Genomic DNA, 24293 nt, shown 5'->3' on the forward strand with positions numbered 1-24293 from the left:
GTATCTGAATACGGCAAAAATTAACTAACGAACGGTGACGTTCCATGGAGAAGCGAGATGTCTAACAGAGTCATAATATTTGATACTACCTTGCGTGATGGTGAGCAGGCGTTAGCCGCAAGTTTGTCGGTCAAAGAAAAGCTACAGATCGCCATGGCGCTGGAACGTCTGGGTGTGGATGTGATGGAAGTGGGTTTTCCGGTTTCTTCGCCCGGTGATTTTGAGTCAGTGCAGACCATAGCACGCACCATCAAAAATAGCCGCGTTTGTGCCTTATCCCGTGCATTGGAAAAGGACATAGATGCTGCGGCGCAGGCCTTGTCTGTCGCTGATCAATTCCGTATCCATACCTTTATCTCGACCTCGACTATTCATGTGGAAAGCAAGCTGAAGCGCTCCTTCGATCAAGTATTAGAGATGGCCGTAGGTGCAGTGAAATATGCCCGCCGTTTTACCGACGATGTGGAGTTTTCCTGTGAGGATGCGGGGCGTACGCCCATCGATAATCTATGCCGTATGGTAGAAGCGGCCATTCGTGCGGGCGCAGGCACCATTAATATTCCCGATACGGTCGGTTACACAGTGCCCAGCGAGTTTGGCAATATCATTCAAACTTTGTTTAATCGGGTGCCGAATATCGACCAAGCGGTGATCTCAGTGCATTGTCACGATGACTTAGGTTTATCTGTGGCTAACTCGATTACCGCTGTACAGCACGGTGCGCGTCAAATTGAATGTACGATCAATGGCATAGGTGAGCGTGCGGGTAACTGTTCACTGGAAGAGATCGCGATGATTTTAGCGACGCGTAAGGGGATGTTAGGGCTAGAAACGGGCATTAATGCCAAAGAAATTCACCGTACTTCTAATTTAGTCAGCCAGTTATGCAATATGCCAGTGCAGGCGAACAAGGCGATTGTCGGTGCCAATGCCTTTACCCATTCGTCGGGTATCCATCAGGATGGCATGTTAAAAGCACAAAATACCTATGAAATCATGACGCCAGAAAGCATAGGTTTAAATCGTAATAACTTGAATATGACCTCGCGCTCGGGTCGCCATGTGATCAAGCACCGCATGGAAGAAATGGGCTATAGCGAGCACGATTACAATATGGATACTCTGTATGAAGAGTTTCTAAAATTGGCAGATAAAAAAGGACAAGTATTTGATTATGATTTAGAAGCCTTAGCCTTTATGGAAGCACAGGCCGAAGAAGACAATCACTATCAATTGCAGCAATTAGTGGTGCAGTCTGACTCAACTGAAGGCGTTGCTACGGCGACTGTGCGTATCGAAGTGGGCGGCGAAATTAAAACCGAAGCCGCAACGGGTAATGGTCCTGTTGATGCTGCCTATAACGCGATTGCCCGCGCAACCGATCGTCGAATCGATATCATCAGCTACAAGCTAGGCGCTAAAGGCGTAGGTCAAAATGCCTTAGGCCAAGTGGATATTACCGCGGTTTACCACGAGCAAAACTTTCACGGCGTAGGTTTGGCAACCGATGTGGTTGAAGCCTCGGCACGCGCTTTAGTGCATGTGATGAACTTAACGTGCCGCGCAGACAAGGTTGCCGATTACAAACAAAGCATGCAAAAAAACCGAGAGCTAGGCGGCGTCTAGTCGCTAAAAGCATCCAAAGAATAGCAAGGTCGAGCATAAAGCATTTACATTTAAAGGAGTTGGCTGGCGTATGAGTTATCAAATAGCAGTATTAGCAGGGGATGGGATCGGTCCTGAAGTGATGGCAGAGGCGCGTAAAGTGCTGCGTGAGGTTGAAGTGCGTTTCGATTTGAATATCGAATACACTGAATTCGATGTTGGCGGTATTGCCATTGATAACCACGGTTGTCCCTTACCCGATGCCACGCTAAAGGGCTGTGAAGCGGCTGATGCGATCCTATTTGGCTCGGTAGGCGGTCCTAAGTGGGAAAAGTTACCGCCAAATGAGCAACCTGAGCGCGGCGCGCTATTGCCTCTGCGTGGTCACTTCGAACTATTCTGTAATCTGCGCCCAGCAAAATTGCATGATGGCTTAGAACATATGTCGCCGCTGCGTAGCGATATCTCCGCCCGTGGCTTTGATGTTTTATGTGTGCGCGAGTTAACCGGCGGCATTTATTTTGGTAAGCCGAAGGGTCGTCAAGGCGAAGGCGAAAATGAAGAAGCCTTCGATACCATGCGTTATAGCCGCCGCGAAATTAGCCGTATCGCCCGTATCGCCTTCGAAGCCGCCCGTGGTCGCCGTAAAAAAGTGACCTCAGTGGATAAAGCCAATGTGCTCGCCTGTTCAGTGTTATGGCGCCAAGTGGTTGAAGAAGTCGCGGTAGATTTCCCCGATGTCGAGCTTGAACACATTTATATCGATAATGCGACTATGCAGTTGCTACGTCGTCCCGATGAGTTCGATGTGATGCTATGTTCTAACCTGTTCGGCGACATTTTATCCGACGAAATCGCGATGTTAACGGGTTCTATGGGCTTGTTGTCATCGGCGAGCATGAACAGCACTGGCTTTGGTTTATTTGAACCAGCGGGTGGCAGTGCGCCAGATATCGCGGGCAAAGGCATTGCAAACCCTATCGCCCAAATTCTGTCGGCGGCCTTAATGTTGCGTCACAGCTTAAAGCAAGAAGAAGCCGCGTGTGCGATTGAGCGTGCCGTAAGTAAAGCATTAAATTCTAGCTACTTAACCGGTGAGCTATTGAGCAGCGACAAGCGTAGCCAAGCTAAATCAACCGCCGAGATGGGTGACTTTATCGCCAATGCTATAAAGGAAGGTGTGTAATGACGACTGTGCCAAAAAACGCGGTGGCAAAAACGCTGTATCAAAAAGTATGGGATGCTCACGTTGTAGCGACTCCTGAAGGTGAAGCGCCGATCATTTATGTCGACAGACATTTAGTCCATGAAGTGACTTCCCCCCAAGCATTCAGTGGCTTAAAAGTGGCGTGCCGCAAACTGCGTGCACCGGAAAAAACCTTTGCCACTATGGATCACAACACTTCGACCCGTAGCGCCAGCTTGGATGCCCTAAGCCCAATGGCGCGCACACAGGTTGAAACCCTAGCGCAAAACTGTAAAGACTTTGGCGTGCGTTTATACGACATTCATCATCCTAATCAAGGGATTGTGCATGTAATGGGGCCAGAGTTAGGTATTACCTTACCGGGCACTGTGATTGTCTGTGGTGATTCCCATACCGCGACCCATGGCGCCTTTGGGGCATTGGCGTTTGGCATTGGTACGTCCGAGGTTGAGCACGTTTTAGCGACGCAAACTCTGCGTCAGTTAAAAGCTAAGACCATGAAGATTGAAGTGCATGGTCATGTCACCGATGGCGTGACCGCCAAAGATATCGTACTCGCTATTATTGGCAAAATCGGCATGGATGGTGGCACAGGTTATGTGGTGGAGTTCTGCGGTGAGGCGATTGAAGCACTGTCGATGGAAGGTCGCATGACAGTGTGCAACATGGCGATTGAGATGGGCGCTAAGGCGGGCATGGTCGCGCCGGATCAAACCACTTTCGACTATTTAGCAGGCCGCGAGTTTGCACCCAAGGGCGAAGATTGGGCAGAGGCTGTCGCTTATTGGCAAGCCATAAAAACCGATGATGGCGCCGTGTTTGATGCGACTGTGGTACTCGATGCCGCCGATATCGCGCCACAATTGACTTGGGGCACTAACCCAGGCCAAGTCGTAGCAATCGATGGTAAAGTGCCTGATCCTCTTGATGAAGCAAACCCAAGTACCCGAGCTAGTATGGAAAAGGCCCTAGAATACATTGGCCTGAGTGCGGGTACGCCAATGACAGATATCAACATCAACAAAGTATTTATCGGTTCATGTACTAACTCACGGATTGAAGATTTACGCAGCGCCGCAGAACATGCCAAAGGCCGTAAAGTCGCGAGTGGCGTCACCGCGATTGTAGTACCTGGTTCTGGCCAAGTGAAAGCCCAAGCCGAAGCCGAAGGCTTAGATAAAATCTTTATCGAAGCGGGGTTTGAGTGGCGTTTACCGGGTTGTTCCATGTGTTTAGCGATGAACGATGACAGATTAGAGGCGGGCGATCGCTGTGCTTCGACCAGTAATCGTAATTTCGAAGGTCGTCAAGGCCGCGGCAGTCGTACCCATTTAGTGAGCCCTGCAATGGCCGCCGCCGCTGCGGTGGCTGGGCATTTTGTCGATATTCGTAAACCTTACTAATTACCGTAAACCCAAGAGGAGAAGTTAATGCAACCTTTTACGACCCATACCGGGCTTGCGGTCATGATCGACAGCACTAATATCGATACGGATCAAATCATTCCTAAACAGTTTTTGTCTAAGGTGACGCGCGATGGTTTTGGCGTGCACTTATTTCATGACTGGCGTTATTTAGATGATGCGGGCGATGTGCCCAATCCTGAGTTTTCATTGAACCAGCCTCGTTATAAAGGCGCTTCAATTTTTTTGTCGCAGGAAAACTTTGGTTGTGGTTCAAGCCGCGAACATGCGCCTTGGGCGCTGGCGGACTTTGGTTTGCGCGCCATTATAGCGCCGAGTTTTGCCGATATTTTTTACGGCAACTCAATCAATAATGGCCTATTGCCTGTGGCGTTAACCCATGCGCAGGTGCGTCAGTTGATGGACGAAGTGGCGGCAGAAGAAGGCGCGCAAATCACGGTTGATCTCACCAGCTGTAAAGTGATTGCACCGTCAGGTGCTGAGTTTAGTTTTACGCTGGCAGAGTCGGCGAGACATAAGTTACTCAATGGGTTAGATGCTATTGGGCTGACCTTGTCCCATGCTGCGCAAATCAGTCAGTACGAAACTCAAATCCAAGGTTGGCGCCGCTAAACTTTCAGCGCACATTTGTACTGGTGTTGAGTCTATATTTAAGCGCCTAGGTTAATACCTAGGCGTTTTTGTTTTGAATCTCAATATTCGCTTAATTTAATTGTTTGTATTTTAAGAAATAAATTTTCATTGTTATTTTGGTACTAGAAAATTTTATTCTCCGCAGTGATTTATGCTGAATTTGTCGAGTTTAAATGATTTACAGGTGTTCCAAAGTTTTTATTTTTTATCTTGTTGTTTAATATTGGTATTTGTTGGATTCTTTATTTAAATCTCACGACTGTTGTGAATGATTTTTGAGTGCTTAAAGGTTAGTCTTTGTTTGAATGGTGATGTGTGTCACTAAATCTGTTTTAAAGTCGCATTTATTTAGAGTTTCTGTCTGTTTTATCTCCTCTGGTTGCAAACATCTTCTGCATAAGTAAACTGCTGCGCATTCAATATGGAGTGTTTGCTCTATTTTGCCTGAACGCCGCAGTACTCATCTAAGTAGTACAGATAACAATAATATGATTAGAGAATAACAATGCAAAAACGTCTTCTGACTTTGGCTGTCACTGCAGCCTTGTTAAGTTCAACGACTCAACTCCATGCCGCGGGTTTTCAACTTGCGGAATACTCTGCTACAGGTTTAGGTCGCGCCTTTGCGGGTGAAGCCGCTATGGCGGATAACGCTTCGGCTCAAGGTCGAAATCCTGCAATGCTCACTTATTTAGAAGGACGTCAGTTGTCCGCGGGTGGCATTTACGTTATGCCAAACGTCGATGTGACTGGTGATGTGAGCCTTAGCTCACCGTTAATTGGTCCTAATCCTGTTGTTATGAAAGGTGGCGATGCACTAGATGTAGCTGATGACGCACTCGTGCCAAATTTTTATTATTCAAATCAGCTAAATGATCAATGGACTTGGGGCCTAGCGGTAAACTCTAATTATGGTCTAGCCACTGAATTACCCGCGACCCACGCAGCGGCTATTTTTGGTAACAAGACTTCGGTTACGACCGTCGAATTTAATCCAAACATCGCTTATCGCATCAATGATGCTGTTAGCGTAGGTGCTGGTGTACGTATCGTTTATGGTGAAGGCGAAATTGGTGCCTCATTACCAGGTTGGGTTGATGGTATCAAACCTGCTCTGCCGGCTCCTGTGCAGGCAGTGTTACCTCCAGGTGGCACTGAGCTGAAAAGCATGAAGGGTGATGATGTGGGTTACGGCTGGCAGTTAGGTGCAAGTTGGCAGATCAATCCTGCTCACCGTTTGGGTTTTGCTTATCACAGCGGCGTGCAACTGGACTTGGATGGTCATGCCTCTGGTGTGCTGTACACTGGCGGCCAAGATGTGTCCATTGAAGGTTATTTACCGCTTGAATTGCCCGCTTTTGCAGAGATAGCTTCCCATCACCAATTGACCGATAACTGGGCCATGCATGCGAGTGTGAACTGGACCGATTGGAGTGTATTCGATCAACTAGTGGCTTATTTCCCTGGTGAAGTTAAGCCTAAGGGCGGCTTAGAGTCTGATTTAGTTAAAGAAGAGCACTTCGAAGATAACTGGCGCTTCGCGCTAGGGACGACTTATCAAGTGAATAACGACTGGTTAGTGCGTGCCGGTGTTGCTTTAGATAAAACGGCGGCAAATGACGAGTGGCGCACAACCACAATTCCAGACTCTGACCGTCTGTGGTTCTCTGTCGGCGCAGGTTATCAGGCAACTAAGAACCTGAACGTTGATTTTGCTGTGACTTATATTAAAGCGACTGGCGATGCGCCAATCAACGAACAGCAAAACCTATTGAACCTCGCGACTGTTAACTTTAACGGTGAAGCAAGCGGTGATGTATGGCTTGCGGGTATCCAAATGAGCTACAAGATGTAAGTTCAGTATGTTAAAAAAAGCCCTGAATCTTCAGGGCTTTTTTATGGCTATAGCATGGTGGAGTGATCTTGTTTTACGGCTTGCTTGCTGGTCACGGCGGTAAATTCCGAATATATTCACTGCATAAGTCGGTGGATCATGTTAATTCTCCCTAGCATAAAAAGGCGGCGGAGAGTTCAGATAGGATAGTAGCGTGCAGAAAAAATACGTGGTGGCCTTAGATCAAGGCACAACCAGCTCAAGGGCGATAGTGTTCGATCACGACGCAAACATTGTCAGCGTGTCCCAGCGGGAATTTACCCAGTTGTACCCTAATCCGGGTTGGGTCGAGCATGATCCCATGGAGATTTGGGCAAGCCAAAGTTCAGTGTTAATTGAAGTATTGGCGCGTGCGGGTATTCACAGCGATGAAGTGGCCGCCATTGGCATTACCAATCAGCGGGAAACCACTGTTATATGGGAGAAGGCCACAGGTAAACCTATTTATAACGCGATAGTGTGGCAGTGCCGTCGCAGCGCTGAGATTTGTGAGCAACTCAAAGCTCAAGGGTTAGAAGAATATGTGCGTGAGAATACCGGTTTATTACTCGACCCTTATTTTTCAGGCACTAAGATCAAATGGATTCTAGATAATGTGCCCAATGCCCGTGAGCAAGCCAAGCGTGGCGAGTTGTTGTTCGGCACTATCGATACTTGGCTCGTGTGGAAGTTAACCGAGGGCAAGGTGCATGTCACCGATCCCACCAATGCTGCCCGTACTTTGCTATTCAATATCCATAGTCTGACTTGGGATAATAAGTTACTCGAAGCCTTAGATATTCCCTTGTCTATGTTGCCTGACGTTAAACCTTCCTGCAGCGTGTATGGCACGACACGGATTGCTGGCGAAGGCAGTGAAATCCAAGTTGCAGGAATGGCGGGCGATCAACAGGCTGCGCTTTTTGGTCAGTTATGTGTCGAGCCCGGCATGGCGAAGAATACCTACGGTACTGGTTGTTTTTTGTTGATGAATACAGGAACAAAAGCGGTGCGCTCAAACCATGGCTTATTGACTACAGTTGCCGTGGGGCCTAAGGGTGAAGTGAACTATGCCCTTGAAGGTTCAGTCTTTATGGGCGGCGCGACCATTCAATGGCTGCGAGATGAACTGGGGCTTATTCGTGATGCCAGTGATACCGAGTATTTTGCCTCTAAGGTCGCCGATACTAATGGCGTGTATCTGGTGCCCGCTTTTGTGGGACTCGGTGCGCCCTATTGGGATCCCAATGCCCGTGGTGCGCTATTTGGGCTGACGCGCGGGGCGAATCGTAATCATATTATTCGGGCAGCGTTGGAATCTATCGCTTACCAGAGTAAAGATTTACTTGATGCCATGACTAAAGACAGTGGCGTTAGTCTTAAGCGTTTAAAGGTGGATGGCGGCGCGGTCGCTAATGATTTTTTGATGCAATTTCAAGCCGACATTACCGATGTCGAAGTGTTAAGGCCAAGCGTTTGTGAGACAACCGCTTTAGGTGCGGCATTTTTAGCTGGGTTGGCAGTGGGCTTTTGGGAGAGTGTGATAGAGCTTGAGCACAAAGCCTGCATTGATAAGCATTTTATCCCTAATATCGATGCCCAGACTCGAGTACAGCTATACGCAGGTTGGCAGGATGCTGTGGCCAGAACTCGAACTTAAACAATACGCCTTGAGGCGGCATTGGTTTGAGATAAAACTTAATTTGAGGTATCGCATGATTCGAAATCTGGCCTGATTTCAGACATGCTCGATAGTGCTGCTAAAAAGAGGCTAATAAAAAGGCGCTAATCCAATGGGATTGCGCCTTTTCCGTTTTATATCAGTACGGATTTATACTTCTACATCAATGATATGTTGGCTCGGTGGCTTCTTGATTTCTGCGGAATCATCGGTCACTTCAAGTACGACACCTTCTTTTAGTTTTAGCGTTTCGGTTTCATCCGATGCACGGCGTTTCTTATTTTTATTGTTATCTGATTCTTTGCGTCTTTCCCTGACTTTAGTATTGCGGCTTTTTAACGCTGGAGGTAACTGCGACTGCGGTGTTTCATGGCTATCGGGGGCATTTGCGCTTGCACTGCTGACTTGGTCAACAACCCGTTTAGGGTGAAACACGGCTTTTACTGGCTGTGCCAGCATGGCATAAATGCTATCCAATCCACTCATAACGCCTCCTTGTTATTACACCTCTTAATATGATATCGGCTGAAGTCGGTCAATATTTAGACTATACGCCGTTTAACTTGTTAAGGCGAATAGGGCGAGTCATTAGGTAGCTAGTGCGGGTATAAGGTGAATGTGTAGGGATAAAGTGGTTCTTTTGGTGGATTTTACGTGGGATTTTTGATCTTTCTCGCAATCGCGACATTAATATTCAGTCATTAGTAAAAAGGATGAACGTCTTTATTTGGAATAAAAATTTAGATTTTTATGCTGATTTCAACTCTTTTTTGACTGTCGAATAAGGGTGGACGTAAGTTTGTTTTGTTGCGTTTTTGAGTTTGACGTTATTTCTCGACCCGTAAAATCCTACAAATACAGAAATAATTCCCCATTTTTTTCATCGCAAGCACCTGAAAGCAAAAGGTTGCTGAATATATCGGCGCTATTTATTCCTGTTGTTTCCTCTGTTTAGTCAATCTCTAATGGTTTTTCTTGTCAAAAGTTTGTCGCGAGGTTAAGTGCTCAACATGCGGCTAACCCGCTTGCCGACTGGATTTATAAAAGGATCCCATCCCTTGACAATGCTTGTCGACTGTCCCTAAACTTAGCAGTTGTGGGAAATAGTGGATATTTGTGGATCAAAAATCAAAGGATAGGATGAATTAGCGTGTTTCGTGGAGCCAGTGCTATCAACTTAGATACAAAGGGACGGATCGCTATTCCAGTGCGATACCGCGAACCTTTGCAGCTTGAGCACCAAGGCCGCATCGTGATTACCGTCGATATCCAATCCGCCTGTTTACTCTTGTATCCTATTCACGAATGGGAATTGATCGAAGCTAAGTTGTTGAAGCTTTCAGATACCGATAAAACCCAGAGATCTTTAAAACGCCTGTTACTCGGCTACGCCCACGAAGTGGAGCTCGACAGTAATGGGCGCATATTACTGCCGCCACCGTTAAGGCAATATGCCAATTTAGATAAGCGCATCATGCTGGTGGGGCAATTGAATAAATTTGAGCTGTGGGATGAGCAATCTTGGCTGCAGCAAATTGATGAATGTCAGGAAACGATTCGAAGTGAGGATCTCGTTAATAATGAGCGCCTCGCGGATTTTTCACTTTAACGAGTCGTGATAACTAAATAAGAAGAGAGTAATGAGTCAAGAATTTGCCCATTTATCCGTACTGCTAGCAGAAACGGTTGGCGGTTTAAACATCAAAGACGATGGCATCTATATCGATGGCACGTTCGGCCGCGGTGGTCATTCAAGACAAGTATTACAACAACTCGGTGAACATGGTCGATTGATCGCCATCGATCGTGATCCTCAAGCGATTGAAGCGGCCAAACAATTTGCTGACGATCCACGCTTTCAAATCGTGCATGGCGGCTTTGGTCAATTAGCCGATTACGTCGAAGAGCTTGGGCTTGTGGGCAAAATTGATGGCGTATTACTCGATTTAGGTGTGTCTTCACCCCAGCTAGACGATGCTGAACGCGGTTTTAGTTTTTTGCGCGATGGTCCACTCGATATGCGTATGGATAACAGCCAAGGCCAAACGGCTGCGCAATGGTTGGCTCGTGCCGAAATTGAAGATATGGCTTGGGTATTTAAAACCTACGGTGAAGAGAAAAATGCTCGCCATATTGCCCGTTGTATTGCTGCCGACCGTGAGAAAACGCCTTTTTTACGTACCAAAGATTTAGCCGATTTAATTGCGCGTATCACTAAAAATAAAGAACGCAATAAGCACCCTGCGACTCGGGTGTTTCAAGCGATCCGCATTTATATCAATAGTGAATTAGATCAAATTGATCAGGCACTTGAAGGAGCAGTCAATGTGCTCGCTCCCCAAGGACGCTTGTCTGTCATCAGTTTCCATTCTTTAGAAGATCGTATCGTGAAGCGTTTTATTCGTCGTCATAGCCAAGGCGAAAGTGTGCCGCACGGTTTTCCGGTGACTGAAGATCAAATTAACAAGTCGCGTAAGTTACGTGCCGTGGGCAAGGCGATTATGCCATCCGACGAAGAAATCGAACGCAATGCCAGAGCTCGCAGCTCAGTGTTACGCATTGCCGAGCGTTTAGATTACTAAGGGGCGCATTGTGAGTAAGCCCTCGATTAATCTGCCACGGATCGTTTTACATGATTTATGGCTGCACAAATGGATCTTGTTATTAGCCTTGCTTGTGCTGAGTAATGCGGTTGCCGTGGTTTATGGCAGTCATGTTAGCCGTCAACTGACAACCCAGTGGGACCAGTTACTGCAGGAGCGAGATAGATTAGATATTGAGTGGCGCAATTTATTATTAGAAGAGCAATCGCAGACTGAGCACAGTCGTATTACGCGTATTGCCTCTAAGGAACTCAACATGAGTCGTCCGTTACCCAGCGAAGAAGTTGTGGTAAAGGTGCCGTGAGTATAGGGAAGATATGACTAGGCAAGCGAAAATCAAACGGGTAAGCAAACCGCAAAAACCTCAATTGATCCACTGGCGTTTATACGTAGTGGTCGGGTTTGTGTGTGCGTTGTTTTGCAGCCTAGTGGGACGCGCAGCTTACATTCAAATTATCGAGCCCGACAAATTACGTCACGAAAGTGACATGCGAACATTGCGGACCACTAGTCGTGAAGTGCAGCGTGGCTTGATCACCGACCGTAATGGCGACATGCTGGCCGTGAGCGTACCTGTACGAGCCGTCTGGGCTGATCCAAAACAAGTCAATGATAGTAATGGTTTTGCCGATATGCGCCGCTGGCAAGCCTTAGCCGATGTGTTGCATGAGCCCCTCGAAGATTTGTTAGAGCGAGTGCGCAGTAACCCCACCAAACGCTTCACCTACTTGAAACGCCAAATTACCCCTGCGGTTGCGGACTATATTACTCAGCTTAAATTACCCGGTGTATTTCTAAAGTCTGAATCTCGCCGTTATTATCCTGGTGGCGAAATCACGGCTCAGTTAATCGGCATCACTAACATAGATGATGTTGGGATTGAAGGTGTTGAAAATGCATATAATAGTTGGTTAACAGGTACGCCTTCCAAACAAAAAGTGCGTAAGTCACGCGATGGTCATGTCGTCGAGCGTCTCGATATAGTGCAGGAAGGTGAGAGTCCAAATGATCTCGTGCTGAGTATCGATCATAGGATCCAACAATTAGCCTATCGCGAATTAAAACGCACCACTGAGATGAATCAAGCGACTTCGGGTTCGATTGTCGTCCTCGACATTCACACGGGTGAAGTCTTGGCAATGGTGAATACGCCTTCGTATAACCCCAATGCGCGCGACAATCTGCAAACCTTCAGAATGCGTAACCGTGCTATGACAGATACCTTTGAGCCGGGTTCGACCATTAAGCCATTTGTGGTAGCCGCAGCGCTTGAAGCTGGCACAGTTAAATCGACCGATATTATTGCCACTTCACCGGGTTGGATGCGTTTAGGTGGTCGCCAAGTACGTGACCCCGCGAACTACGGCGATATGAGTTTGGCGCGTATTTTGGCTAAATCCAGTAACGTCGGCATCAGTAAATTGGCTTTGTCTATTCCGGTGCAGCAACTGCTCGGTACTTATCAATCCATGGGACTTGGCAGTTTTTCGGGAATTAACCTCACGGGTGAAAGCGCTGGCTTGATTCAAGATCGCCACCGCTGGTCAGACTTTGAACGTGCCACCTTGTCGTTTGGTTACGGCTTAACGGCAACAACACTTCAACTTGCGCGCATGTACGCCACCTTAGGCAATGGCGGCACTTTGTTCCCAGTCTCGATAATGAAACTGAAAAAGCCACCTGTCGGTGAGCGAGTCATTTCTGAAAATGTGGCTCACGATGTAATGCAAATGCTGGTCGGTGTAACGGAAAAAGGTGGCACTGGCACCTTAGCGCACATCGACGGTTATCCAGTTGCAGGTAAGTCTGGCACAAGTCGTAAGGCAGTTGCTGGTGGTTATGGTGATGATTATGTTGCTTTATTTGCGGGTGTTGCTCCTGCGAATAATCCTAGATTAGCGATAGTGGTGGTAGTGAATGAGCCTAAGGGCGATCTCTATTATGGTGGTTCAGTGGCGGGGCCTGCATTTGCCAAAGTCATGTCTGGCGCACTGCAAATGTTAAACGTTGAACCCATTACCGATAAAGAACAAGTGCAATTGGCGGGAATAGCCGCTGGGAGAGCAGAATGATGTTATTACGGGATTTGCTAGCGCCTTGGCTACATTATGCTGGCGCGCAGTCCTTCAATGATCTGACCTTAGATAGCCGCGCAATACGTCGCGGCGATGTGTTTTTGGCGCTGCCAGGACATAAGGTCGATGGCAGACAGTTTATTGAAAAAGCCTTAGATTTAGGTGCCGCAGGCGTATTAGTTCACACGGATGATGCTGACCAACATGGTAAAGTGTTGCTGGGCGATAATGCCGAGCACGGTGTGCAGATTTATTTCTTTCAGTTAAGTCGTCAGGTATCGGCAATTGCCGCCCAGCGTTATCCCTTAGCGCACAAGTCTGCCGTTATGCCATCCCTTGGGGTTATCGGTATTACTGGAACTAACGGTAAAACCTCTACGAGTCAACTCATTGCACAACTGGTGACTTCATTGGGGCGCAAAGCCGCCGTCATGGGCACCCTTGGCAATGGTCTCTGGGGCGAGCTTGTTGATAGTGGTAACACCACAGCCGATGCGATTACCTTAATGCGTCAGTTGCATGAGTTTGAAGCCCAAGGCGCGAACGTCTGCGCCATGGAAGTGTCGAGCCACGGCTTAGTGCAAGGCCGCGTCGACGCAGTACCATTTGATGTTGCCGTGTTCACTAATCTGACGCGCGATCACCTCGATTACCACGGCGATATGGAAAGCTATGCCGCCGCTAAACAAAGCCTATTTTGTTTCAGCACTTTAGGTCACGGTTTATTGAATCTCGACGATGCAGTTGGCGCGTCTTGGTTGACTGAGCTTAAGCCTGCGCCTGCGCAGATTTGGGGTTTTAGCATTGAAGGTCATCAAGGTGCGGCTTTTTATACCAAAAATGCCAAGTTTGACGATCAAGGTGTCAGTGCAACCTTAGTGTGGCCCGAGGGCGAGACTCAAATCCACTCGCCACTTCTTGGTGCCTTTAATCTCTCTAATTTACTCGCGGCGTTATCGGCCTTGTATCTGCAAGGTTTTGATATGAAAGCGTTAGCCGAGCAGGTGCAATATTTAACGCCCGTTGCAGGTCGTATGGAGCGTTTCACTACAGCGGATAACATCACCTTAGTGGTCGATTATGCCCATACACCCGATGCGATCGAACAAGCGTTAAACGCGCTACGTCGCCATTGTGCTGGTGATTTATGGTGCGTGTTTGGTTGTGGCGGCGACCGTGATAAGGGCAAGCGTCCTTTGATGGGCCAAGCAGCTGAACAGTTTGCCGACCGCATTATGGTGACCAGCGACAATGCGCGCAGTGAAGACCCCGCGCAAATTATTACCGATATTATCCAAGGGCTTGCAACACCAGAGCAGGCATTGACTCAGGTTGACCGTATCGCAGCAATTAAAGAGGTTGTGGCATTGGCTAAACCTGGCGATGTGATCTTGCTGGCGGGCAAGGGCCACGAAACTTACCAAGAGGCGGCAGGTGTGCGTCATGACTATGATGAACGCGCCCTGGCACGCCAGTTATCGGAGCAATCAAGATGATCCCTCTTTCTCTCGAGACTCTAAGTCAACACTTAGGCGTGTATCGAGTCGGTGACGACGTCACCATCCAAGATTTAAGCAGTGATAGCCGCAAAATCGGCGCTGCAACCCTGTTTGTTGCCTTAAAGGGTGAGCGCTTTGACGGCCATGATTTCGCAGCTACAGCTATTGCGAACGGCGCCGCGGCGTTAATGGTTGAGCGTGAGTTAGCTTTTGATATCCCGCAGATCATTGTGGCTGATTGTCAAAAGGCCATAGGTGCGATTGGTGCTTATGTTCGTGACCAGATCAATCCGATTTGTGTTGCTTTGACTGGCTCAAACGGCAAAACCAGCGTGAAGGAAATGATTGCGACCATTCTGTCGGCTAAGCATCAAATCCTCTATACCGCTGGCAATTTTAATAATGAGATTGGTGTGCCGCTCACTTTGCTGCGTTTAACGCCAGCGGATGAGTTTGGGATATTCGAGCTTGGCGCTAACCATAAAGGTGAAATCGATTACACCTCGGGACTCGTGCGTCCAAACATCGCGCTGGTGAATAACGTCGGCAGCGCCCATTTAGAAGGATTTGGATCGCAAGCGGGTGTCGCACAGGCGAAGTCAGAGATTTTTAATCATCTGCAGGCTGATGGCACTGCCATCATCAATGCCGATGATGCCTTCGCTGATTTTATGAGCGTTAAGGCAAGACCTTATAAGCAACTGAGCTTCTCTCAGCAAGATGGCGCCGCTAAACGTCATATCGACGTGATAGCGACAGGCCATAAGACTAATGCGGATGGTTGCTATCGTTTTATGCTCAATTATTTAGGTGAATCTTGCCAAGTGGTATTGCCGTTGGCGGGTCGTCATCAAGTGAGTAATGCACTCGCCGCTGCAAGTGTTTGTATTGCTTTGGGATTGAGTTTGACTGAAATATCTGAAGGCTTGAGCCAATTAACGCCAGTGAAAGGACGTATGCAGCCGAGTCAATTGGGACGCGTGCGTCTAATCGACGATAGCTATAACGCAAATCCTGTGTCCGTTGGCGCTGCTATCGCTTGGTTAAAGGAAATTTCTGAAAATCGCTGTCTGGTACTGGGAGATTTAGGAGAATTAGGCGACAATGCGCCCCTTTTACACGCTGAACTAGGGCAACTGGCCAAGCAACAGGGGATTGATGCCTTGTTTTGTACCGGAACTTTAAGTCAGCACACGAGCCAAGCTTTCGGTGCGGAGCACTATGACAGTGTGGCGACGTTAGTAGAAAAACTTATAAAGCATATAAACCAGTTGCCGGGACAGGTAACGGTTCTCGTTAAAGGTTCACGTAGCGCCGCCATGGAGCGGGTCGTGGATGGCCTAACAGTAGCCTTCGGGCGTGGGGAGTTAGTGTAAATGCTGGTATATCTGGCCGAGTATTTAACCCGTTTTCATACCGGGTTTAACGTGTTTTCCTATGTGACATTTCGAGCCATTTTAGGCTTATTGACCGCATTGGTTTTTAGCTTATGGTTTGGCCCTAAACTGATTGAACGTTTGCAATTACTGCAAATTGGTCAGGTTGTGCGTAACGATGGTCCAGAATCACATTTTAGTAAGCGTGGCACGCCGACTATGGGTGGCTTGCTGATATTGGCTGCTATTTTCATCAGCGTGTTGCTGTGGGGCGATCTCGGTAGCCGCTATGTGTGGGTTATGTTGTTTGTGCTCGGCAGTTTCGGTTTGATTGGTTTTATCGACGATTATCGCAAAGTGGTACGTAAAGACACTAAAGGCTTGATCGCGCGCTGGAAGTACATTCTGCAATCTTTGGCTGCGCTGCTTATTGCTTTTTTTCTGTATGCCACGGCGGCCAATCCAGGCGAAACCCAATTAGTGGTGCCTTTCTTTAAAGACGTGATGCCGCAACTTGGCGCTGTATTTATCGTATTGGCGTACTTCACCATTGTGGGTTCGAGTAATGCGGTGAACTTAACCGATGGTCTCGATGGTTTGGCGATTATGCCGACGGTAATGGTCGCGGCGGCGTTTGCCTTGATTGCTTATTTGTCGGGTCACGCTCAGTTTGCAAACTACTTACATATTCCGCATTTACCCGGTTCGGGTGAGCTTGTGATTGTCTGTACCGCCATTGTCGGTGCGGGTCTGGGCTTTTTGTGGTTCAACACTTATCCCGCGCAAGTCTTCATGGGCGATGTGGGTTCACTGTCATTAGGTGCTGCACTGGGCACGATCGCAGTGCTTGTTCGCCAAGAAATTTTGTTAGTGATTATGGGCGGCGTGTTCGTGATGGAAACCCTGTCAGTCATTCTGCAGGTGGGTTCGTACAAGTTACGCGGCCAGCGTATTTTCCGCATGGCGCCGATCCACCATCACTATGAGTTAAAAGGTTGGCCTGAACCTCGAGTGATAGTGCGTTTTTGGATTATCTCGATATTCCTCGTCTTACTTGGCTTAGCCACGTTGAAGTTAAGGTAATTGGTTATGCAAAATCAGTATTCACACATAGTGTTAGGTTTAGGGGCAACGGGCTTGTCCGTGGTGCGCTATTTGTGTGGAAAGGGCATTACGCCATTGGTGATGGACAGTCGTCGGCAGCCTCCGGGTGCTGAAACGTTAGCAACGTCTTTTCCTGATGTGAAGCTGATTTCTGGCGGATTCGATTGCCGTTATCTTGTGCAAGCGACGCAGATCATTATCAGTCCCGGCATTGCGACTTATACCCCAGAGGTGCGTGCCGCTGTGGATATGGGCATTGAGGTGATTGGCGATGTGGAGCTATTTGCCCGTGAGATTGCTGACCGTAAACCTTGTGTGATTGGCATTACTGGCTCTAACGGTAAATCGACTGTCACTACACTGGTGGGCGAGATGGCAAGGGAAGCGGGTATTGCCGTTGCCGTCGGAGGTAATATCGGTGTGCCTGCGCTGGATTTGCTGCATGAAAATGCGGACTTATTTGTGCTTGAGTTGTCGAGCTTTCAATTGGAAACCACCCACAGTCTTAAGTGTGTGGTGGCGACCTGTTTGAATATCAGCGAAGACCACATGGACAGATACAGCGACATCGATGCCTACCGCGAGGCTAAATTACGCTTATACAAACAAACCCGTGCCGTACTCTTTAATCGTGACGATAAACTGACCGTACCGCCAGAACCAATGAACCAAAACAGTTTTGGTTTAGCGGCGCCAGAAGCGGACGAATGGGGCATCAGCGACAGCAAGATTTATCACTGTAGCAGCGAAATAATGCCGATCACTGAAGTGTCGCTGATTGGCAGTCATAACCATGCCAACCTACTTGCGGCTATGGCGCTTGTGGATGTCGTCGGTGTCGATAAGCACGTTATGGCAAAAGTGGCGCGTACTTTTACTGGCTTATCCCATCGCTGTGAAGTGGTTGGTGTTAAGAATGGCGTGACCTATGTCAATGACTCTAAAGCGACAAATGTCGGTGCCACAGTCGCCGCGCTCGATGGCTTGAGTGACCACTTAGGCGATATTATTTTGATTGCTGGCGGTGACGGTAAAGGGGCTGATTTTAAGCCTTTAGCTGTGGCTTTAGCTAAAGTGACACACCTCATCACCTTAGGCCGCGATGGTAAAAAGATTGCTGCATTGAAAGACGGCTCGATAAGAGTCGACACTATGGCTGCTGCGGTAGCGAAAGCCGCTGAATTGGCAACCTCTGGTGATATCGTTTTATTATCGCCAGCCTGCGCCAGTTTAGATATGTACAGTAACTTCATGGCTCGAGGTGATGATTTTAGAAACCTCGTGGGACAACTTAATGGCGAGTGATGCAAGACAACTTAGCCTATTTGGGCGTTTGCGTTTAGCAATACCCAATTGGCAACGTGATACCGAAGTCCCGGGCGTGCAATTGTACGACCGTGCTTTGCTCGCGGCTGTGTTGTCTTTGATTAGCTTCGGCTTTGTAATGGTGATGTCAGCCTCTATGCCTGAAGCGCAAACGCTCACGGGGAACCCATTTTATTTTATGACTCGCCATGTGGGTTATTTAGTGGGTTGCTTATTCATTGCGGCATTTGTGCTAAGAGTAGAGATGCAGACTTGGCAGCGCTGGAGCCCCATGTTGTTGTTGATTGTGGGTTTGATGTTGTTGGCTGTATTGGTGGTTGGCACTACGGTAAACGGTGCAACGCGTTGGTTATCCATAGGCCCTATTCGCATCCAGGTGGCGGAAGTCGCTAAATTTGCCTTCGCCATCTATATGGCGGGTTACTTAGTGAGGCGTCATCAGGAAGTGCGCGAGAATGCTAAAGGCTTCTATAAGCCGATTGCAGTATTTGCGATTTACGCTGTGCTGATTTTGATGCAGCCCGACTTAGGTACTGTGGTGGTGCTATTTGTGGGAACGGTTGGTCTATTGTTTTTAGCCGGTGCGCGTTTACTCGATTTCTTTGCCTTGATTTTTGCGGGCGTATTGGCGTTTGTGGCCCTAGTGCTATTGGAACCGTATCGTATCCGCCGAGTGACCTCCTTTATGGATCCTTGGCAAGATCCCTTCGGTAGCGGTTACCAGTTGACTCAATCTTTAATGGCCTATGGTCGAGGTGATTGGTTTGGCCAAGGGCTCGGAAATAGTATTCAAAAATTAGAATATCTGCCCGAAGCGCACACTGACTTTATCTTTGCCGTGATCGGGGAAGAATTGGGCTTTATCGGCATTATTGCCGTGTTATCTGTACTGCTATTTGTGGCGCTGAGATCGATTCGTTTAGGTAATTTGTGTTTAGCCATGGATAAGCCATTTGAAGGTTATTTAGGTTATGCCATCGGTATTTGGATTTGTTTCCAGACTGTGGTGAATGTCGGCGCGAGTATCGGCATGTTACCAACCAAAGGGCTGACATTACCTTTTATCAGTTACGGTGGTAGTAGTTTATGGGTCATGACTGCGGCAGCGATGATGTTGCTGCGCATTGATTACGAGCGGCGCATGACATTAGTTCAGGCCGTGCAAGGGAGATTGAAGTGATGACTCCAACAGGAAAACGTATTTTAGTCATGGCGGGTGGTACGGGAGGACATGTGTTCCCGGCACTGGCGGTGGCTAAGTATTTAGCTCAACAGGGTTGGCAAGTGCGTTGGTTAGGCACGGCCGATCGTATGGAGGCGCGTTTAGTGCCCCAGTATGGATTTGATATTGATTTCATCGATATCAAAGGTGTGCGCGGTAATGGTTTGATCCGAAAACTTGCGGCGCCCTTTAAAGTGGTTCGTTCAATATTGCAGGCTAAGGCCGTGATTGCTGAGTTTAAACCCGATGTGGTCCTTGGCATGGGCGGATTCGCCAGTGGCCCAGGTGGTGTTGCGGCAAGATTAGCCGGTATTCCACTGGTGCTGCATGAGCAAAATGCCATTCCAGGGATGACGAACAAGTTGTTGTCGCGGATTGCGACGCAAGTGTTATGTGCCTTTAAAAATACCTTTACCACAGTGAAGGCCAAGGTTGTTGGTAATCCGATTCGCCAAGAACTGATTGCCTTAGGTGCAGAACCTAAGCATGAGGCTGATAAAGCTTTAAAAGTGCTCGTGGTCGGTGGCAGCCTTGGCGCCAAAGTATTTAACGATCTTATGCCAGAAGCGGTCGCGATACTGAGTCAGCAGCAGTCAGTGACGGTTTGGCATCAAGTGGGAAAAGATAATCTTACGGGCGTGAAGGCGGCATATCAGCAACAAGGACAAGATGGTGGCGTGAATATCGCTGAGTTTATCGACGATATGGAAGCCGCCTATCGCTGGGCTGATGTGGTATTGTGCCGAGCTGGCGCCTTGACTGTGTCTGAGTTAGCGGCGGTGGGGCTACCGAGTATTCTGGTACCTTATCCCCATGCAGTGGATGATCATCAAACCCGTAACGCTCAAGTATTGGTTGAGGCTGGCGCAGCTTTCCTATTGCCACAGGCCATCTTGGACGTGAATAAACTGGCGAACAAATTACAGTTGCTCGCCAATGACAGAACAGAATTAGCCCTTATGGGCCAAAGAGCGAGAGACGTTGCTGTACTGGATGCGACTGAACAAGTTGCCGCAGTGTGCATCAGCCTTGCTGAGAAAGGATAAGCATGACTAAGACAGAAAGATACGCACAACTGAGAAGCATGATCCCAGAAATGCGCCGTATTAAGCGTATTCACTTCGTCGGCATTGGCGGCGCGGGCATGGGCGGGATCGCCGAAGTGTTAGTGAACGAAGGCTATCAGGTGAGTGGTTCGGATATTGCGCAAAATGCCGTGACCGACAGATTATGTTTACTCGGAGCCAAGATCCAAATTGGTCATGCCGCTGAAAACGTGCAGCAAGTGGATGTGGTCGTTATATCAACCGCGATTAATCTGGAAAATCCAGAAATCCTTGCCGCTAAAGAATTACGTATTCCTATTGTGCGTCGTGCTGAGATGTTAGCCGAGTTGATGCGTTATCGACATGGTGTGGCGATTGCGGGCACCCATGGTAAAACCACGACAACGAGCCTTATCGCCAGCGTTTATGGCCAAGCTGGGCGGGACCCAACCTTTGTGATTGGTGGCTTGCTCAATAGTGCCGGTACCAATGCCAGATTAGGCACCAGCCGTTATTTGATTGCCGAAGCCGATGAGAGTGATGCGAGCTTTTTGCATTTGCAGCCTATGGTCAGTGTGGTGACCAACATCGAAGCTGATCATATGGATACTTATGGCGGTGATTTTGAAAAACTGAAATCGACTTTTGTGGATTTTCTACACAACTTGCCGTTCTACGGTGTCGCTGTGGTGTGCATTGATGATGCCGTCGTGCGTGAGATTCTGCCGCGTATTGGCCGTAAACACGTGACCTATGGTTTCAGTGACGATGCGGACGTGCAAGCACTTAATTTTAGCCAGCAAGGTCATCAGTGCCGTTTTACTGTCAGACGTAAAGCTAAAGAAGATCTCGATCTGGTGTTGAATTTACCGGGCCAACATAATGTGCTCAATGCGTTAGCTGCCATTGCGGTGGCGACTGAAGATGAAATCGACGATAACGCTATTACTCAGGCTCTAGTGGAGTTCCAAGGTATAGGGCGTCGTTTCCAGCATTTAGGCAAATTTGCCACGCCGAAGGGCGAAGTCATGTTAGTGGATGATTATGGTCATCATCCCAGCGAAGTTGCGGCGACCATTAAAGCTGCGCGTGCAGGATGGCCTGATAGACGTTTAGTCATGGCGTATCAGCCGCACAGATACACTCGTACCCGTGATTTGTATGAGGATTTTGTGGAAGTGTTATCGCAAGTGGATTGCTTATTGTTACTCGATATTTATAGTGCGGGTGAAGCGCCGATCACAGGTGCGGATGGTCGCGCATTATGTCGTTCAATTCGCTTGCGTGGTCAGCTAGATCCGATCTTTATCGCAAGCCCAGATCTGCTTGCAGAAGTGTTGCCCGATGTATTGCAGGACGGGGATTTATTACTCACCCAAGGTGCGGGTAATATTGGCGCCCTGTCACGACAGTTAGCGTCGTCTGGATTAGGGTTTGCTGTGGTGGAATTACCTGCGCAAGCAAGCTGATCTTTAGCGCTTGATCTGCGAGAAAAAGGAAATTTTGACCAAAGGATTTTGGTCTATATAATGGCCGGTTTTCTGTGGTTTTTAATGGGTGTCGTTAAAGGTGGGATGAAGCGTGTCTTGGAGTGATAAGAGGCGGCACTGGCGGGCAAGAATGTCACGGTTTAATTGGTATCAATGGAGCGGGGCTGGCTTTTTATTCTTCATCGTAGCCAGTTTTGTATTTGGTGGCTATCAGTTACATAAATTTTTGAATGATGCCAGCAACTTGCCGATTGAGGCCGTTGCCATCAAAGGTGAGCGGGTTTACACCACAGATAAAGATATACAAGTAGCACTACAGCATTTAATGCAGCGCAGTTTTTTTAGTGCTGACATTACCTTAGTGCAGCAGGCGTTAGAAGCTTTACCTTGGGTATATCGCGCATCGGTAAGGCGTGAGTGGCCAGCGAAACTCAGGGTGTATTTGCAAGAGCAACAACCCGCAGCCCATTGGAATGGTGACTTGTGGTTGAACGTGCATGGAGAAGTATTCGAAGCGCCATCGCACCCAGAGCTTGAGCATTTACCGCAGTTATCTGGACCAAATGATATGGGCCTTGAGGTGTTGACTGTCTATGCACAGATCAACTCCCTACTAAAGATTAATGGCTTTACCTTAGCCAGTTTGAATTTAACGCCACGACATGCGTGGCACGCGACCCTTGGAAACGGTATCGTTTTAGATTTGGGTCGAGAAGATAAAATTGCACGGATACAACGATTTATTACTGTTTATCCGGTTTTGGCGAAACAAGAGAAATCCGTTGCCAGAGTAGATTTGCGCTACGACACAGGGTTGGCCGTAGGCTGGGGCGATGCACAAACAAGAGAGCCGATAATTAATGATCAAAAACCAAGATAGAAACCTTATCGTCGGATTGGACATAGGAACCTCTAAGGTCGCAGTGATCATAGGCGAAGTTCTGCCCGATGGCGAAATTAGCATAGTCGGCCTTGGTAACCATCCCTCAAGGGGAATGGATAAAGGTGGCGTGAACGATTTAGATTCGATAGTTCGCAGTGTGCAACGTGCGCTCGATCAAGCGGAATTAATGGCGGATTGCCAAGTGTCATCGGTTTACTTGAGTATTTCGGGTAAACACATCGCCTGCCAAAATGAAAACGGCATGGTATCGATCAACGATGAAGAAGTGACACAGGAAGATGTTGATAACGTGATCCATACGGCTCGCTCGGTGAAGATCCCGACCGAACGTCGCATTTTACACGTGCTGCCGCAGGAATATGCAATCGACGTTCAAGACGGTATTCGCAGCCCAATCGGTATGTCCGGTATGCGTATGGAGGCCAAGGTACACATAGTGACCTGCGCCAATGATATGGCGAAGAATATTACTAAGAGCGTTGAGCGTTGTGGCCTTAAGGTCGACGACTTAGTGTTCTCTGGGATTGCTTCAGCCGATGCTGTGTTGACCTTCGATGAGAAAGATTTAGGTGTGTGTATCGTCGATATCGGCGGTGGCACTACAGATATCGCGGTATATACCAATGGCGCCTTGCGTCATTGTGCGGTTGTACCGGTTGCAGGTAACCAAGTGACGAACGACATTGCGAAGATTTTCCGCACGCCATCGTCACATGCTGAACAAATTAAAGTACAGTTCGCCTGTGCTCGCAGTTCTATGGTGAGCCGCGAAGACAGTATTGAAGTGCCATCGGTAGGTGGTCGTCCATCGCGGAGCATGTCACGTCACACGCTCGCCGAAGTAGTAGAACCAAGATACCAAGAGCTGTTTGAGCTTGTGCTTAAAGAGTTGAAAGACAGTGGGTTAGAAGATCAAATCGCCGCAGGTATTGTGCTCACAGGTGGCACAGCGTCGATTCAAGGTGTGGTCGATATCGCGGAAGCGACTTTTGGCATGCCAGTTCGCGTAGCGTCACCGCTACCGATCAAAGGTTTATATGAATACGTGGACCAGTCTATTTACTCCACTGGAGTCGGACTGCTTCATTACGGCGCACGACGGGTGATCGAACGTCAGTTCGAACGTCCTGAGCGCCAAGGGGTAACTAGCGCTTGGAATCGGGTCCAAAGCTGGTTTAAGGGCGAATTTTAATTTTCATAACGCAGGCAACACGGAGATCAGACA

20 protein-coding genes are annotated in these 24293 nt (G+C 48.2%); 19 read left to right on the top strand and 1 reads right to left on the bottom strand.

Annotated elements, in window-relative coordinates:
* Positions 1-57 precede the first annotated feature (57 nt).
* From leuA to glpK, 6 genes are all read left to right on the top strand, one after another.
* Positions 58-1626: a 2-isopropylmalate synthase gene (leuA, locus tag KO531_RS13040; protein ID WP_219251381.1), complete on the top strand. Its 1569-nt coding sequence runs from the start codon at positions 58-60 to the stop codon at positions 1624-1626.
* A gap of 70 nt (positions 1627-1696) precedes the next feature.
* Complete coding sequence (gene leuB / locus KO531_RS13045; protein ID WP_219251382.1) at positions 1697-2791, top strand: 3-isopropylmalate dehydrogenase; 1095 nt, start codon at positions 1697-1699, stop codon at positions 2789-2791.
* A 23-nt stretch (positions 2792-2814) separates the two neighbouring features.
* Complete coding sequence (gene leuC, locus KO531_RS13050) at positions 2815-4215, top strand: 3-isopropylmalate dehydratase large subunit (protein ID WP_219251393.1); 1401 nt, start codon at positions 2815-2817, stop codon at positions 4213-4215.
* A 27-nt stretch (positions 4216-4242) separates the two neighbouring features.
* Positions 4243-4848: a 3-isopropylmalate dehydratase small subunit gene (leuD, locus tag KO531_RS13055; RefSeq protein ID WP_219251383.1), complete on the top strand. Its 606-nt coding sequence runs from the start codon at positions 4243-4245 to the stop codon at positions 4846-4848.
* Between the two features lie 526 nt (positions 4849-5374).
* Entirely contained in the window at positions 5375-6724 is a 1350-nt protein-coding gene (locus tag KO531_RS13060; RefSeq protein ID WP_219234674.1) for an outer membrane protein transport protein, read from the top strand.
* A 193-nt stretch (positions 6725-6917) separates the two neighbouring features.
* Positions 6918-8402 carry a glycerol kinase GlpK gene (gene glpK, locus KO531_RS13065; RefSeq protein ID WP_219251384.1) on the top strand — a complete coding sequence of 495 codons (1485 nt, stop codon included), beginning with the start codon at positions 6918-6920 and terminating at the stop codon, positions 8400-8402.
* A 171-nt stretch (positions 8403-8573) separates the two neighbouring features.
* Here glpK and KO531_RS13070 read toward each other — a convergent pair whose 3' ends face one another.
* Complete coding sequence (locus KO531_RS13070; RefSeq protein WP_219251385.1) at positions 8574-8909, bottom strand: hypothetical protein; 336 nt, start codon at positions 8907-8909, stop codon at positions 8574-8576.
* Between the two features lie 664 nt (positions 8910-9573).
* Here KO531_RS13070 and mraZ point away from each other — a divergent pair.
* From mraZ to ftsA, 13 genes are all read left to right on the top strand, one after another.
* Entirely contained in the window at positions 9574-10032 is a 459-nt protein-coding gene (gene mraZ, locus KO531_RS13075) for a division/cell wall cluster transcriptional repressor MraZ (RefSeq protein WP_105251188.1), read from the top strand.
* Between the two features lie 31 nt (positions 10033-10063).
* On the top strand, positions 10064-11005 hold the full coding sequence (gene rsmH / locus KO531_RS13080) for a 16S rRNA (cytosine(1402)-N(4))-methyltransferase RsmH (protein WP_105251189.1): 942 nt from the start codon (positions 10064-10066) through the stop codon (positions 11003-11005).
* A 10-nt stretch (positions 11006-11015) separates the two neighbouring features.
* Entirely contained in the window at positions 11016-11330 is a 315-nt protein-coding gene (gene ftsL, locus KO531_RS13085) for a cell division protein FtsL (protein ID WP_105251190.1), read from the top strand.
* Positions 11331-11343: 13 nt separating this feature from the next.
* Complete coding sequence (locus KO531_RS13090; RefSeq protein ID WP_105251191.1) at positions 11344-13098, top strand: penicillin-binding transpeptidase domain-containing protein; 1755 nt, start codon at positions 11344-11346, stop codon at positions 13096-13098.
* Positions 13095-14597: a UDP-N-acetylmuramoyl-L-alanyl-D-glutamate--2,6-diaminopimelate ligase gene (gene murE, locus KO531_RS13095; RefSeq protein WP_219251386.1), complete on the top strand. Its 1503-nt coding sequence runs from the start codon at positions 13095-13097 to the stop codon at positions 14595-14597. Before KO531_RS13090 ends, murE begins: the two co-directional genes overlap by 4 nt.
* A complete protein-coding gene (murF, locus tag KO531_RS13100) occupies positions 14594-15976 on the top strand; it encodes a UDP-N-acetylmuramoyl-tripeptide--D-alanyl-D-alanine ligase (protein ID WP_219251387.1) in 1383 nt (460 codons plus the stop codon). The genes murE and murF overlap by 4 nt, the downstream gene beginning before the upstream one ends.
* Positions 15977-17059, top strand: a complete 1083-nt coding sequence (mraY, locus tag KO531_RS13105) for a phospho-N-acetylmuramoyl-pentapeptide-transferase (protein WP_006079891.1) — start codon at positions 15977-15979, stop codon at positions 17057-17059. It abuts the gene before it with no gap.
* Positions 17060-17065: 6 nt separating this feature from the next.
* Positions 17066-18385 (top strand): UDP-N-acetylmuramoyl-L-alanine--D-glutamate ligase, encoded by a 1320-nt coding sequence (gene murD / locus KO531_RS13110; RefSeq protein ID WP_219251388.1) that lies wholly within the window; start codon positions 17066-17068, stop codon positions 18383-18385.
* Positions 18375-19586, top strand: a complete 1212-nt coding sequence (gene ftsW, locus KO531_RS13115; RefSeq protein WP_113941076.1) for a cell division protein FtsW — start codon at positions 18375-18377, stop codon at positions 19584-19586. Before murD ends, ftsW begins: the two co-directional genes overlap by 11 nt.
* Complete coding sequence (gene murG, locus KO531_RS13120) at positions 19586-20674, top strand: undecaprenyldiphospho-muramoylpentapeptide beta-N-acetylglucosaminyltransferase (RefSeq protein ID WP_219251394.1); 1089 nt, start codon at positions 19586-19588, stop codon at positions 20672-20674. The genes ftsW and murG overlap by 1 nt, the downstream gene beginning before the upstream one ends.
* A 2-nt stretch (positions 20675-20676) precedes the next feature.
* Positions 20677-22143: a UDP-N-acetylmuramate--L-alanine ligase gene (gene murC, locus KO531_RS13125; protein ID WP_105251197.1), complete on the top strand. Its 1467-nt coding sequence runs from the start codon at positions 20677-20679 to the stop codon at positions 22141-22143.
* A gap of 151 nt (positions 22144-22294) precedes the next feature.
* On the top strand, positions 22295-23044 hold the full coding sequence (locus KO531_RS13130; RefSeq protein ID WP_168826587.1) for a cell division protein FtsQ/DivIB: 750 nt from the start codon (positions 22295-22297) through the stop codon (positions 23042-23044).
* Complete coding sequence (gene ftsA, locus KO531_RS13135) at positions 23025-24260, top strand: cell division protein FtsA (RefSeq protein ID WP_006079897.1); 1236 nt, start codon at positions 23025-23027, stop codon at positions 24258-24260. Before KO531_RS13130 ends, ftsA begins: the two co-directional genes overlap by 20 nt.
* The last annotated feature ends 33 nt before the right edge of the window (positions 24261-24293 follow it).

The organism is Shewanella sp. NKUCC06_TVS, from assembly GCF_019345515.1.
Taxonomy (GTDB): domain Bacteria; phylum Pseudomonadota; class Gammaproteobacteria; order Enterobacterales; family Shewanellaceae; genus Shewanella; species Shewanella oncorhynchi.

Coding starts and splice junctions, on each gene's coding strand:
- leuA (WP_219251381.1), top strand. CDS start 58: ATGTCTAACAGAGTCATAATATTTGATACTACCTTGCGTGATGGTGAG.
- leuB (WP_219251382.1), top strand. CDS start 1,697: ATGAGTTATCAAATAGCAGTATTAGCAGGGGATGGGATCGGTCCTGAA.
- leuD (WP_219251383.1), top strand. CDS start 4,243: ATGCAACCTTTTACGACCCATACCGGGCTTGCGGTCATGATCGACAGC.
- KO531_RS13060 (WP_219234674.1), top strand. CDS start 5,375: ATGCAAAAACGTCTTCTGACTTTGGCTGTCACTGCAGCCTTGTTAAGT.
- KO531_RS13070 (WP_219251385.1), bottom strand. CDS start 8,909: ATGAGTGGATTGGATAGCATTTATGCCATGCTGGCACAGCCAGTAAAA.
- rsmH (WP_105251189.1), top strand. CDS start 10,064: ATGAGTCAAGAATTTGCCCATTTATCCGTACTGCTAGCAGAAACGGTT.
- KO531_RS13090 (WP_105251191.1), top strand. CDS start 11,344: ATGACTAGGCAAGCGAAAATCAAACGGGTAAGCAAACCGCAAAAACCT.
- murE (WP_219251386.1), top strand. CDS start 13,095: ATGATGTTATTACGGGATTTGCTAGCGCCTTGGCTACATTATGCTGGC.
- murF (WP_219251387.1), top strand. CDS start 14,594: ATGATCCCTCTTTCTCTCGAGACTCTAAGTCAACACTTAGGCGTGTAT.
- mraY (WP_006079891.1), top strand. CDS start 15,977: ATGCTGGTATATCTGGCCGAGTATTTAACCCGTTTTCATACCGGGTTT.
- murD (WP_219251388.1), top strand. CDS start 17,066: ATGCAAAATCAGTATTCACACATAGTGTTAGGTTTAGGGGCAACGGGC.
- ftsW (WP_113941076.1), top strand. CDS start 18,375: ATGGCGAGTGATGCAAGACAACTTAGCCTATTTGGGCGTTTGCGTTTA.
- murG (WP_219251394.1), top strand. CDS start 19,586: ATGACTCCAACAGGAAAACGTATTTTAGTCATGGCGGGTGGTACGGGA.
- murC (WP_105251197.1), top strand. CDS start 20,677: ATGACTAAGACAGAAAGATACGCACAACTGAGAAGCATGATCCCAGAA.
- KO531_RS13130 (WP_168826587.1), top strand. CDS start 22,295: ATGTCACGGTTTAATTGGTATCAATGGAGCGGGGCTGGCTTTTTATTC.
- ftsA (WP_006079897.1), top strand. CDS start 23,025: ATGATCAAAAACCAAGATAGAAACCTTATCGTCGGATTGGACATAGGA.